General features: G+C 46.4%; 10 protein-coding genes. 3 read left to right on the plus strand and 7 right to left on the minus strand.

The window, feature by feature from the left end; all coding sequences use genetic code 11:
• Positions 1-10: 10 nt before the first annotated feature.
• Positions 11-1852, plus strand: a complete 1842-nt coding sequence (gene ilvD, locus OCV56_RS16005; RefSeq protein WP_086712403.1) for a dihydroxy-acid dehydratase — start codon at positions 11-13, stop codon at positions 1850-1852.
• Between the two features lie 2 nt (positions 1853-1854).
• Positions 1855-3399, plus strand: a complete 1545-nt coding sequence (gene ilvA, locus OCV56_RS16010) for a threonine ammonia-lyase, biosynthetic (RefSeq protein ID WP_086712402.1) — start codon at positions 1855-1857, stop codon at positions 3397-3399.
• A gap of 99 nt (positions 3400-3498) precedes the next feature.
• Here ilvA and punR read toward each other — a convergent pair whose 3' ends face one another.
• The gene (gene punR, locus OCV56_RS16015; protein ID WP_017058788.1) at positions 3499-4413 is read right to left on the minus strand and encodes a DNA-binding transcriptional activator PunR; all 915 of its coding nucleotides are present in this window, start codon (positions 4411-4413) and stop codon (positions 3499-3501) included.
• Positions 4414-4576: 163 nt separating this feature from the next.
• Here punR and punC point away from each other — a divergent pair, with 163 nt between their 5' ends.
• Positions 4577-5788 carry a purine nucleoside transporter PunC gene (gene punC / locus OCV56_RS16020; protein ID WP_086712401.1) on the plus strand — a complete coding sequence of 404 codons (1212 nt, stop codon included), beginning with the start codon at positions 4577-4579 and terminating at the stop codon, positions 5786-5788.
• A gap of 76 nt (positions 5789-5864) precedes the next feature.
• Here punC and OCV56_RS16025 read toward each other — a convergent pair whose 3' ends face one another.
• The 6 genes from OCV56_RS16025 to atpA form a co-directional block, all read right to left on the minus strand.
• Positions 5865-7484, minus strand: coding sequence for a sensor domain-containing diguanylate cyclase (locus OCV56_RS16025; protein WP_086712423.1), 1620 nt, complete (start codon positions 7482-7484; stop codon positions 5865-5867).
• Positions 7485-7705: 221 nt separating this feature from the next.
• Positions 7706-9064 carry a bifunctional UDP-N-acetylglucosamine diphosphorylase/glucosamine-1-phosphate N-acetyltransferase GlmU gene (gene glmU / locus OCV56_RS16030; protein WP_086712400.1) on the minus strand — a complete coding sequence of 453 codons (1359 nt, stop codon included), beginning with the start codon at positions 9062-9064 and terminating at the stop codon, positions 7706-7708.
• Positions 9065-9247: 183 nt separating this feature from the next.
• Positions 9248-9670 (minus strand): F0F1 ATP synthase subunit epsilon, encoded by a 423-nt coding sequence (locus tag OCV56_RS16035; protein WP_004735742.1) that lies wholly within the window; start codon positions 9668-9670, stop codon positions 9248-9250.
• A gap of 18 nt (positions 9671-9688) precedes the next feature.
• Positions 9689-11092 carry a F0F1 ATP synthase subunit beta gene (gene atpD / locus OCV56_RS16040; protein ID WP_048610850.1) on the minus strand — a complete coding sequence of 468 codons (1404 nt, stop codon included), beginning with the start codon at positions 11090-11092 and terminating at the stop codon, positions 9689-9691.
• Positions 11093-11126: 34 nt separating this feature from the next.
• Positions 11127-11993, minus strand: a complete 867-nt coding sequence (gene atpG, locus OCV56_RS16045; RefSeq protein ID WP_016794171.1) for a F0F1 ATP synthase subunit gamma — start codon at positions 11991-11993, stop codon at positions 11127-11129.
• 48 nt (positions 11994-12041) lie between these two features.
• Complete coding sequence (atpA, locus tag OCV56_RS16050; protein WP_076654330.1) at positions 12042-13583, minus strand: F0F1 ATP synthase subunit alpha; 1542 nt, start codon at positions 13581-13583, stop codon at positions 12042-12044.
• Positions 13584-13590 lie beyond the last annotated feature (7 nt).

The raw sequence follows: 13590 nt of genomic DNA on the forward strand, positions 1-13590 counted from the left end.
GATTTAAGCAATGCCAATCTATCGTTCAGCAACGACTACCCACGGACGCAACATGGCTGGTGCGCGCGCTTTATGGCGTGCAACTGGCGTTAAAGATGATGACTTCGGTAAACCAATCATCGCGGTTGTAAACTCTTTCACTCAATTCGTACCAGGCCACGTTCACCTTAAAGATATGGGTCAACTGGTTGCGGGTGAAATCGAGAAAGCGGGCGGTATCGCTAAAGAATTCAACACCATCGCAGTGGATGATGGTATCGCAATGGGTCACGGCGGCATGCTGTACTCACTGCCATCACGTGAGCTTATCGCAGACTCAGTCGAGTACATGGTGAATGCGCACTGTGCAGATGCGATGGTGTGTATCTCTAACTGTGACAAAATCACTCCGGGAATGATGATGGCTGCTATGCGCCTAAACATCCCAGTGATCTTTGTATCGGGTGGCCCAATGGAAGCAGGTAAAACCAAGCTTTCAGATCAAATCATCAAGCTAGACCTTGTTGACGCAATGATCCAAGGTGCAGATCCAACGATTTCAGATGAGCAAAGTGAGCAAGTAGAGCGTTCTGCATGTCCAACATGTGGTTCATGTTCAGGTATGTTCACAGCGAACTCAATGAACTGTCTAACTGAAGCGCTTGGCCTATCTCAGCCAGGTAACGGTTCTATGCTAGCAACCCATGCTGACCGTGAAGAGCTATTCATCAATGCTGGTAAGCGCATCGTTGACCTAACTAAGCGTTACTATGAGCAAGATGACGAATCAGCACTGCCTCGTAACATCGCAAACCGTGCAGCATTTGAAAACGCAATGGCACTGGATATCGCAATGGGCGGTTCTAGTAACACCGTTCTTCACCTATTGGCTTCTGCTCAAGAAGGTGAGATTGATTTTGATATGGGTGATATCGACGAGATGTCTCGCCGTGTTCCACACCTATGTAAGGTTGCGCCTTCAACACCTAAGTACCACATGGAAGACGTTCACCGCGCTGGTGGTGTAATGGCTATCCTAGGTGAACTAGACCGTGCTGGCCTACTGAACAACCAAACTCGCACCGTACTTGGTCTAAGCATGCAAGAGCAACTCGCTCGATACGACATCATGCAGACAGAAGACGAAGCCGTGCTTAAGTTCTTCCGTGCAGGCCCTGCGGGCATCCGTACAACTAAAGCATTCTCACAAGATTGCCGTTGGGATCGTCTTGATGACGACCGTAAAGAAGGTTGTATCCGTACCAAAGAGAACGCATTCAGCCAAGAAGGCGGCCTAGCGGTTCTTTCGGGCAATATCGCGGTTGATGGCTGTATCGTTAAGACGGCAGGTGTTGATGAAGAGAACCTGAAATTCCAAGGCCCTGCTATCGTATTTGAAAGCCAAGATAGTGCTGTTGATGGCATTTTAGGTGGCAAAGTGAAAGCGGGCGAAGTGGTTGTTATTCGTTACGAAGGCCCTAAAGGTGGTCCGGGCATGCAAGAAATGCTTTACCCAACTACTTACCTAAAATCGATGGGTCTAGGCAAGTCTTGTGCACTGCTAACAGATGGTCGTTTCTCGGGTGGTACATCAGGTCTGTCTATCGGTCACGCTTCTCCAGAAGCAGCAAGTGGCGGTGTGATTGGTCTAGTGAACACTGGCGACATCATCACTATCGACATTCCTAGCCGTTCAATCACACTTGATGTGCCTGAAGCAGAGCTAGAAGCGCGTCGTGTTAAGCAAGACGCACTAGGCTGGAAACCAGAAAACCGTCAGCGTGAAGTGTCTTTCGCACTGAAAGCTTACGCAAGCATGGCAACCAGTGCCGACAAAGGCGCCGTGCGTGATAAGTCTAAGCTAGAGGGCTAACTATGAATGATGACACCTCCAGCCCCCAAAAACAAACTGGCGCAGATTATCTGCGCCAGATCCTGAGAGCGCCAGTTTACGAAGCGGCAATAGTGACTCCTCTGCAAGAGATGCCTCGCTTAAGTGCTCGTATTGGTAATCAGGTTCAGCTGAAACGCGAAGACCGTCAACCGGTCCACTCGTTCAAGCTGCGTGGTGCCTACAACATGGTATCAAGCCTTTCTGAGCAGCAAAAAGCCGCTGGTGTAATTGCTGCATCGGCGGGTAATCATGCTCAAGGCATGGCGCTGTCTGGCTCTAAACTTGGTATTCAAACCACGATTGTGATGCCAAAAACCACTCCAGATATCAAGGTCGATGCGGTGCGTGGATTTGGCGGTAACGTCGTTCTGCACGGCAGCAACTTTGATGAAGCTAAGGCTGAAGCCGAGCGCCTTTCTGCTGAACATGGTTACACCTTTGTTCCTCCATTCGATCACCCGTTGGTGATCGCTGGTCAAGGCACCATGGGTATGGAGATGCTTCAGCAAAATGGTCACATGGATTACATCTTTGTGCCAGTTGGTGGTGGTGGCTTGGCTGCGGGTGTTGCAGTTCTTGTTAAACAGCTGATGCCAGAGATTAAAGTCATCGCGGTTGAACCTGAAGACTCATCTTGTTTGAAAGCAGCACTGGATGCCGGTGAGCCTGTAGTACTGGATCAAGTCAGCATGTTTGCTGATGGTGTCGCGGTTAAACGCATTGGTGAAGAGACCTTCCGCCTATGTCAGCAGTACATCGATGGTCACATTGCCGTGTCTAGTGATGAAATTTGCTCGGCGGTGAAAGACATCTTTGAAGACACTCGTGCAATTGCCGAACCTTCAGGGGCGCTTGCTCTGGCTGGTCTCAAAAAGTTTGCTGAACAGAACCAACTGCAAGACAAGCAACTGGCAACGGTACTGTCAGGTGCTAACACCAACTTCCATGGCCTGCGCTATGTGTCTGAACGTTGTGAGTTGGGTGAGAAGCGAGAAGGTTTGCTTGCGGTCACTATCCCTGAACGACAAGGGGCGTTCTTAGAGTTCTGCAATATTATTGGCGGCCGAGCGGTAACAGAGTTTAACTACCGCCACAACGACGAAAGCCTCGCGAATATCTTCGTTGGTGTACGTCTACAAGGCGGGCAAGAAGAGCTCGAGCACATCATCAATGACCTACGCGAAGGTGGCTACCCGGTTGTCGATCTCTCTGATGATGAGATGGCAAAACTGCACATTCGCTACATGATTGGCGGTAAACCATCGAAACCACTGAAAGAACGTCTGTACAGCTTCGAGTTCCCAGAGTATCCAGGTGCATTGATTAAATTCCTTGATACCTTAGGTACTCACTGGAATATCAGCCTGTTCAACTATCGTAACCACGGTGCCGACTACGGTCGTGTATTGTGTGGCTTCGAACTTGGTGATGATGATTTAGCTCAGTTCTCGACACACCTACGAGAGCTTGGCTATCAGTGTAAAGATGAAACCGATAACCCTTCCTACAAGTTCTTCTTGTCTTAAGAGTTAACGACCGAATCAAAAAGAGCGAGTATTTACTCGCTCTTTTTATTGGTGCTGATTCAACCAAAGCTTGAAAAGGATCTTATTGTAAAGAGATCATTAGATCGCCTTGCGATGATCTAACCAATCTTGATGAAGTTGCTCACTCGATCCTAGGTACTTCACCATCCATTCGATCAGTTTATGGTTATCGTCTTTTCGCCACACCAAACAACAATGACTCTGTGGGCTCGGTTCAGGCAATATTTTCTCCACCAGCAAGCCTTGTTCGATAATAGGTGCAGCAATATGCCTTGGCATGTAACCCACCCCTACTCCATTCTTAAGGCACTCTATGGCACTATACCAGTTAGGTAACAATAGGCGTCTTTGATTAGAGTAGTGCCCTGTGTGTCGCTTAGGGAGAACGCTGGAGGTATCGTCCAAACATATTGCGGGATACTGGCTAACAAATTCTTCATTGAGGTTTTGCTCTCGCACACACGGATGACTTGGCGACATTACAAACGCCCAATCTAAGCGTCCCATATCTTTCACCTCAAAGTCACCACCGACCGGAATCGCAGAGGTTGCGCCAATCACGATGTCGGCTCGACCCTGTGCAATGGCTTCCCATGAGCCATTGAACACCTCCATGTTGATCTGAAGTTCGGCAAACTCAAAGGTTTGATAGAACTCTTCAATCATCGGTTTCATCTTGTCGAGTTTCACCACATTATCGAGCGTTAGACGCAAAGTTTTCTTCCAGCCACGAGCAGCACGTCGCGTCTGGGCACTCACCTCTTCCATCTGTCTCAGCAACGCACGAGCCTCTTCAATGAACAACTCACCTGCTGGTGTCAGTTCGACCTTTCTCGGTAAACGTCTGAAAAGTAGAACATCTAGTTCTTGCTCGACTTGCCTAACACCGTAGCTGATCGCCGATGGTACTTTATGCAATTGTTCTGCAGCTGCAGTAAAACTGCCTAAGCGAGCAACAGTATCGAGCATTTCTAAAGAGGATTTAGAGAACATAAGCCTTCAAATTTTTTGATTGATAACTACATATTTTAGCGTTTTATTTTATCAGACCTGAAAAATAGAATGTCAGCATAAATAAATAGGGGTACTCCCCCCTGAGTATCTAACAATTTTTTTGATGATAAAAACATCACTACCTTTAGTTTAATGGCATCTTATGAATATTTCTAAATTTCAATTGGTCTACCTTGCAGTTCTTTCAATGCTTGGCTTTATTGCGACCGATATGTACCTTCCTGCATTTAAGGCAATGGAAGTTGATTTCGCAACTGGCCCAGAGCAAATAGCTCTGTCTCTAACTGTATTCCTTGGCGGTATGGCAATGGGTCAGCTTCTTTGGGGTCTGGCGAGTGACAAGTATGGTCACCGCAATACGCTAGCGGTAGGTCTTGTTATCTTTACTGCAGCTTCATTCGGCCTAGCATTCAGTACCGAGGTATGGCACCTATTGACGCTGCGTTTCATTCAAGCGATCGGTGTGTGTGCTCCTGCTGTAATCTGGCAAGCAATGGTTATCAAGCGTTACTCGCAAAGCAGTAGCCAGCAAATTTTTGCAACCATCATGCCTTTAGTTGCGCTATCTCCTGCACTAGCACCCCAGTTAGGTGTGTTATTGGCGGATAACTTTGGCTGGCATAGTATCTTCGTGACATTAACCCTAATGGGTGCGCTGCTAGTGGCAACCACTATGGCTCAGCCAAAAGAAGCACCAGAAGTAAAACAAACGTCGATTAAGACAGACATCAAGATGTTGCTTAAATCAAAGCCTTACATGGGTAATGTTTTAATGTTTGCTTCGGCATCTGCAGCGTTCTTCGCTTACCTAACGGGTATGCCAGAGATCATGGCTCAGCTCGGTTATGAAGCAAAAGACATCGGTTTGAGCTTTATCCCGCAAACAATCGCGTTCATGGCAGGTGGTTACTTCGGCAAGCAAGCAGTGAAGAAATATGGTGATGGCGTTGTACTAAGAAACCTGATTGGCTTGTTCAGCGTAGCTGCGATGCTTATATTTATCGCATCACAGTGGGAACTGACTTCAATCTGGCCTCTACTTGCACCTTTCTGTCTAATTGCAGTAGCAAACGGTGCCCTCTACCCAATCGTAGTAAACCGTGCCCTATCAAGTGCTAAGCAAAGCCCAGCAACAGCTGCTGGTCTACAAAACAGTCTGCAAATCAGTATCAGTGGCCTATCAAGTGCATTGGTGGCAGCAATGGCTAGCCAAGCTCTAAGCGCAACAGGTGTTGCTGTTGTGATTTGTTTGGGCGCATTGTGGGTTGGCTACATTGTTTCAAACAAAGAGCTGTCTGAACACTTCGCTACGCCGGATAACTCTCGAGTAGTCGCTGACGAGAAACAAGACTAGTTTCTAGGTTAACGAAAACAAAAAAGAGCGAGTAATCTCGCTCTTTTTTATATCTAAATTTAGCCTCTATTGATGACTACTTAGAAGCAGTTTCACCATCGACTACTTCTAACGCAGGCGCTTTATGGCGGCTATATTCATCATAGTTAACCACTCGACTGCGTCCCATGTCTTTTGCCATGTACAGCGCGTTGTCCGCCATCTTAACCAGAGATTCGGTGTCTGAGGCTGGCTTAGGATAGGTGGCGACACCAATAGATACGCCTAGTTGACCTAAAGAAAGCCCTTTGTGCTCAAGGTGCATTGAACGAACCGCATCACACAAGGTTTGTCCGAACTCGGTCGCTTGCTGCATGGTGTAATGTGGAAGCAGCACCGCCAACTCTTCACCACCTAAGCGACAAGCTATCTCATCTTCACTGACACTCTGTTTGAGTAGCGCACTGATCTCTTTTAATACAAAGTCACCTGCATCATGGCCAAAGTTGTCATTGAAGCGTTTGAAGTGATCCAGATCGAGCATGAGTAACGACAGCGGTTGTTCGCTGGTGGCCGAATTCATCGAGTGCTCTTCAAGTTTCTGCTCGAAGAAACGACGGTTGAATAAGCCAGTCAGCGGATCGCTCAGCGCTTGAGAGCGAAGCTTCTCTTGTAAGCTCAGGTTAGCCAATGCCAACCCTAAGTGCTCTGAAACACTGAAGGCCAATTGTTCGGTAATAGGATCGATATTGATATCACCGACACCGAAATAAAGGTGCATGATACCGATGGTGTTGCCATGTGCCGTCAACGGAATACACAGGGTTTGGTTATTTTCCATCTCATGCATGTGACCACAGGTTAACGAGTGGAAATCATCATTCGATTGATGTGCACGTCCTTTACGCAGTGACCAACACTCTTCTGGTGCAAAGCTCGCGCTTCCAAGCCAAGCCTCTCCCCAGTCGAGCTGCGTGATCAACTGGTTACGCGATGCGCGCATCAAGGATACACTGCCGTTCACGTTACCAAGAATTCGCGGCAAAATATCCGAAACAATCTGTTGAGCTTCAACCATGTTGTTACAAGCGGCAAGCATATTCGCGAGGCGGTGCATCAACTCAATTTCATGAGTTCTCTGACGAATGCGCTCGTCTTGCTTCTTCTGTTCTTCTTCTACTCGATGAACAATTTGGCGATTGCTCACATAAGAAGTGCCAATCAAGAAGCTCAAACTCAACAACACCATACCAACTAGAATCCCCATCAATTGGAAGTTCATCTGCTTCAGTTGGTGCATTGGTGAGGAAATAACGATAACGAAGCTGTTATCATTAATAGTTTCTTTGTGGGAGTAATAGATACGATCAACAGAGGTCACAGTACTAAAGCGTACATCACTGCCAAGTCCAGCTTTCAGAGCTTGTTGAAACTCAGGGCGGTCACTATGGTTTTCGACGCCCGCTAGTGCATGGTCAGAAAGATCGGTATCACCAATCACGACACCGTCGAGATTAATCACCTGGATTCTTAATCGTGTATTGGCTTGCGTCAGGTTGCCAATGTAATCATCAACATCCACTCCAGCGCTAAATAGGCTGCTATCTTCACGGATTTCATAAACAACATCAGACATCAATGAGACGAGATGGTTACGTTCGTTCTCTACCACTAACTTTTCCAAGGTGATGTAAAAGCCGTATAAGCCCACCAGCATTGAAAAAGATAAAATAACGATCGGCAAGGTTTGCCATTTTTTATCAACAAGTCTCATTTTGCGCGCACTTTAAATTTACAGAATGACAGCCCGAATATTAACAATCTTCCTACAAAATACAATTAGGAAATAGATTATTTTTTTGTCAGTAAATGATGACAAAAAAGCCAGCAACGTAAGTTGCTGGCTTTCACAAGAATCAAACTTTAGGTGTTAGAAAATTACTTTTTCTTTGGGCGCTGCCAATCTGCAATCTTGCGCTCTTTAGCACGGCTAATCACCAGTTCGTTTTCAGAAACATCACGCGTTACCGTAGAACCAGCTCCTACTGTCGCGCCATTACCAATAGTAACTGGAGCGATTAATTGGCTATCTGAGCCAACGAATACATCATCGCCGATGATAGTCTTAAACTTATTCGCACCATCGTAGTTACAAGTAATAGCACCTGCACCAACGTTAACACGCTGACCAATCTCAGCGTCACCTAAATACGTTAAGTGATTTGCTTTAGAACCTTCACCAAGGCGAGTGTTCTTCACTTCGACAAAGTTACCAACGTGCGAATCATTACGCATGTCAGCACCAGGACGTAGACGAGTGAAAGGACCAACCGTACAGTCTTCACCTACCGTCGCCCCTTCAATTACGCTGTATGGACGAATGATAGTGTTGTCATCGATCTCACAGTCTTTCAATACACAGCCAGTGCCAATAACCACGTTGTCGCCAATACTTACGCTGCCTTCGATGATAACGTTAGTATCAATCTCAACATCCATACCACATTGTAGTTCACCACGCAGATCAAAACGGCTTGGGTCGCGCAGCATTACGCCTTGCTTCAATAGTTTGTCTGCTTGCTCTGCTTGGTAGGCGCGTTCTAGACGAGCCAGCTGAGAGCGGTCGTTCACACCTTCCACTTCAATTGGACTTACTGGGTGCACAGCTTCAACCGCACGACCTTCGTCGTGAGCGGCTGCGATAACGTCAGTCAGGTAATATTCACCCTGTGCGTTGTCGTTGCTTAAACCAGACAACCAACGCTTCAGATCACCACCAGTCGCCACCATAACGCCAGTATTGATCTCTTTGATAAGCTTCTGCTCATCCGTTGCATCTTTTTGCTCAACAATCGCCACAACAGGACCATTGCGACGAATAATACGCCCGTAGCCCATTGGGTTGTCTAACACGACCGTAAGTAGCGCGATGCCACCGTTTGGTTGAGCGTCTAATAGGTTTTCAATTGTTTCAGGTGAGATCAGTGGAACATCACCGTATAGCACCAATACTTTTTCATCATCCGCGAAATGGGCAGATGCTTGATCCACAGCGTGACCCGTACCCAGCTGCTCAGCTTGCAGTGCCCAGTTTACAGATTCTTCAGCTAGGGTAGCCTTCATCTGATCACCACCGTGGCCGTAAACCAAGTTGATGTTTTGAGCGCCTAGACCATTACATGTATCGATAACATGCTTCACCATTGGCTTACCCGCAAGCGTGTGCAGAACCTTTGGTGTGTTTGAATACATGCGAGTGCCTTTGCCCGCCGCGAGAATTACCGCGCTAAACTTCATTGTAAACCTATCCAACGTTATTTTTATTAAGCCGATATTGTAACCGTTTTAGGCAAAAAAATTAAATCGTAATAACCATTTAACCAGTAGTTATACGTAAAAGAAGCATTTTTGAGAATCTAGAAATGCAAAAAGGCGACCCTTAGGTCGCCTTTATCTCAGAGTCTATAATCTTATAAAAGATTAACGACGCTGTTTTGTCAGTTCGATAACTCGTAACTGAGCAATGGCTTTAGCCAGTTCACCGGCCGCTTGTGCGAAGTCTATGTCGCCATGCTGATTTTGGATATTCTCCACAGCCTTGCGTTTAGCTTCTTCCGCCTTTGCTGCGTCTAGCTCTTCACCACGGATAGCAGTATCAGCCAGTACAGTCGCTGTACCAGGTTGAACTTCTACCATACCACCAGAAACATAAATGATTTCTTCGTGGCCGTGCTGCTTAACAATACGCACCATACCAGGCTTGATAGCGGTCAGCAGTGGAGTATGACCATGGAAAATACCAAGCTCACCCTCACTACCGGTCACCTGAAACGTCTCAACAAGGCCTGAGAAAATTTGTTTCTCTGCACTTACAACGTCTAGGTGAAAGGTTATTGCTGCCATATCGCCTCCTAGTTAGCCTTATAGCTTCTTAGCATTCTCGATAGCTTCGTCAATTGCACCACAGTACATAAACGCTTGCTCTGGAATGTCATCGTATTCACCAGATAGAAGACCTTGGAAGCCACGTAGAGTCTCTTTAAGAGGTACGTAAACGCCTGGGTCACCTGTAAATACTTCCGCTACGTGGTAAGGCTGAGTTAGGAACTTCTCAATCTTACGAGCACGAGATACAACTTGCTTATCTTCTTCAGATAGCTCGTCCATACCTAGGATAGCAATGATATCTTTCAGCTCTTTATAGCGCTGAAGAGTAGACTGAACGCCACGAGCGATGTCGTAGTGCTCTTGTCCAACTACCAATGGATCCAGTTGACGTGAAGTAGAATCTAGCGGGTCGATCGCTGGGTATAGACCCATAGATGCGATGTTACGGTTAAGTACAACCGTTGCATCCAAGTGAGCGAACGTTGTTGCTGGAGACGGGTCAGTCAAGTCATCCGCTGGTACATATACCGCCTGTACAGACGTGATAGAACCAGATTTAGTTGACGTGATACGCTCTTGTAGAACACCCATTTCTTCAGCTAGCGTAGGTTGGTAACCTACCGCAGAAGGCATACGACCTAGAAGTGCTGATACTTCAGTACCTGCTAGTGTGTAACGGTAGATGTTATCAACGAACAGTAGAACGTCACGACCTTCGTCACGGAAACGCTCTGCCATTGTTAGACCAGTCAGTGCAACACGTAGACGGTTACCTGGTGGCTCGTTCATCTGACCGTAAACCATTGCTACTTTTGATTCTTCAGGTTTTTCGATGTTTACAACACCTGCTTCCTGCATCTCAAAGTAGAAATCGTTACCTTCACGAGTACGCTCACCTACACCTGCAAATACAGATAGGCCTGAGTGTTGAAGTGCGATGTTGTTGATAAGTTCCATCATGTTAACGGTCTTACCTACACCAGCACCACCGAATAGACCGATTTTACCACCCTTAGCGAACGGACAAATCAAGTCGATTACTTTAACACCAGTTTCTAGAAGAGCCGTCTCGTTAGACTGCTCTTCGTAGCTTGGAGCTTCACGGTGAATGGCGTAATGCTCTTCAGCACCGATCTCACCACACTCATCAATCGCGTCACCTAGGACGTTCATGATACGACCCAATGTCTTAGTACCTACTGGTACTGAGATTGGAGCGCCAGTATTTTCAACTGTCAAACCACGACGTAAACCATCAGAGCTACCCATTACGATTGCGCGAACTACGCCACCGCCAAGTTGTTGCTGAACTTCAAGAACTAGACGTTCTTGTACTTCATTAACATTCAGAGCGTCGTATACACGAGGTACTTCACCCTGTGGGAACTCTACGTCGACTACCGCACCGATGATCTGTACGATCTTACCTGTAGCCATCGTTAATCCTCTAACTATTTAGTTTTACCTAAGCTTAAACCGCAGCTGCGCCTGAAACGATCTCAGAAAGTTCTTGTGTAATCGCCGCTTGACGCGCTTTGTTATACACAAGTTCTAAGTCATCAATAATGTCACCAGCGTTATCTGTTGCTGATTTCATTGCAATCATTCGAGCCGCTTGCTCACAAGCAAGGTTCTCAACCACACCTTGGTACACTTGAGATTCGACATAGCGAACCAATAGTGCATCTAGTAGTGGTTTTGGCTCGGGCTCATAAATGTAGTCCCAAGAATGACTGCGTTTCATTTCTTCGCTGTCTGATTTAGGCAAAGGAAGTAATTGATCGATCGTTGGTTCTTGAACCATAGTGTTTTCAAACTTGTTGAACACTACGAACAGGCGATCTAATTCGCCTTCATCATATTTCTTCAGCATAACGCTTACAGAGCCAATCAAGTCTTCAAGGCTTGGACGATCGCCCAGACCAGAAACTTGAGCTGCTACTTTCGCGCCGCTGTTATTGAAAAATGCTGTCGCTTTTGAACCTACAATTGCAAGTTCAACGTCAGCACCTTTCTCAGACCAATCTTTCATGTCGTTCATGGCTTTCTTGAACAAGTTAATGTTCAAACCACCACAAAGACCACGGTCTGTAGAAACGATGATGTAACCAACACGTTTGGCTTCACGTTCCTCAAGATAAGGATGCTTATACTCGAGGCTACCATTAGCCAAATGACCGATCACTTTACGCATTGTTTCTGCATATGGACGAGTAGCTTCCATTGCGTCTTGAGAACGACGCATTTTTGAAGCTGCTACCATTTCCATTGCTTTCGTAATCTTCTGTGTGCTTTTAACACTACCGATTTTATTACGTATCTCTTTTGCGCCGGCCATCGTTACTCTCCGTTAATGGTATGAGGTGGCCCTAAGACCACCTACCAATTACCAGGTCTGGGTTGCCTTGAAATCGTCAACAAGCTTTTTCAGCTCAGCTTCGATTTCTTTATTGAAAGCACCCGTTGTGTCGATCTGTGTTGCTAGATCGGCATATTGACCACGAGCAAACGACAGTAAAGCAGCTTCAAAGTCTAGAACTTTAGAAAGTTCAACGTCTTGAAGGTATCCGCGCTCTGCAGCGAAGATTACTAGAGCTTGGTCAAATACAGACATAGGAGCGTATTGCTTCTGCTTCATCAGTTCTGTAACTTTTTGACCGTGGTCTAGCTGCTTCTTAGTCGCTTCATCAAGATCCGAAGAGAACTGAGCAAATGCTGCAAGTTCACGGTATTGAGCTAGAGCAGTACGGATACCGCCAGATAGCTTCTTGATGATTTTAGTCTGCGCCGAACCACCTACACGAGAAACTGAGATACCAGGGTCAACAGCTGGACGTACGCCCGCGTTGAATAGCTCAGTTTGTAGGAAGATCTGACCATCAGTAATCGAGATTACGTTCGTTGGTACGAATGCAGATACGTCACCAGCTTGCGTTTCGATGATAGGTAGAGCAGTTAAAGAACCTGTCTTACCTGTCACTTCACCGTTAGTGAATTTTTCTACGTATACTTCGCTTACACGAGCAGCACGCTCTAGTAGACGAGAGTGAAGGTAGAAAACATCACCTGGGAACGCTTCACGACCTGGTGGACGCTTAAGTAGTAGCGAGATTTGACGGTAAGCTACAGCTTGCTTAGATAGATCATCATAAACAATCAGTGCATCTTCACCGCGATCACGGAAGTATTCGCCCATCGCACAACCAGCATACGGTGCAAGGTATTGCAGCGCTGCAGATTCAGAAGCAGATGCAACAACAACAACAGTGTTTGCTAGTGCGCCGTGCTCTTCTAGTTTGCGAACTACGTTAGCAATAGTCGACGCTTTTTGGCCGATAGCTACGTAGATAGAGAAAATACCAGAATCTTTTTGGTTAATAATCGCATCGATCGCCATTGCTGTTTTACCAGTCTGACGGTCACCGATTACTAGTTCACGTTGACCACGACCGATAGGGATCATTGAGTCAACAGACTTGTAACCAGTTTGAACAGGTTGATCTACCGATTTACGGTCGATTACACCTGGTGCGATAATTTCTACAGGCGAAGTCAATTTAGCTTCGATTGGACCTTTACCATCAATTGGCTCACCTAGCGTGTTTACAACACGACCAAGCATTTCAGGACCTACTGGTACTTCTAGAATACGACCAGTACCTGTAACTTTCATGCCTTCCTGTAGGTCAGCATACGGGCCCATTACAACAGCACCAACCGAATCACGGTTCAAGTTTAGTGCTAGAGCGTAACGGCCACCCGGTAGTTCGATCATTTCACCTTGCATCACGTCCGCTAGGCCGTGGATGCTAAGGATGCCATCGCTTACAGAAACGATAGTACCTTCATTGCGAGCTTCACTAACAACGTCGAAAGATTCAATACGTTGTTTAATTAGATCGCTAATTTCAGTGGAATTAAGTTGCATGCTCCAA

The sequence above is a fragment of the Vibrio gigantis genome, assembly GCF_024347515.1.
Lineage (GTDB): Bacteria > Pseudomonadota > Gammaproteobacteria > Enterobacterales > Vibrionaceae > Vibrio > Vibrio gigantis.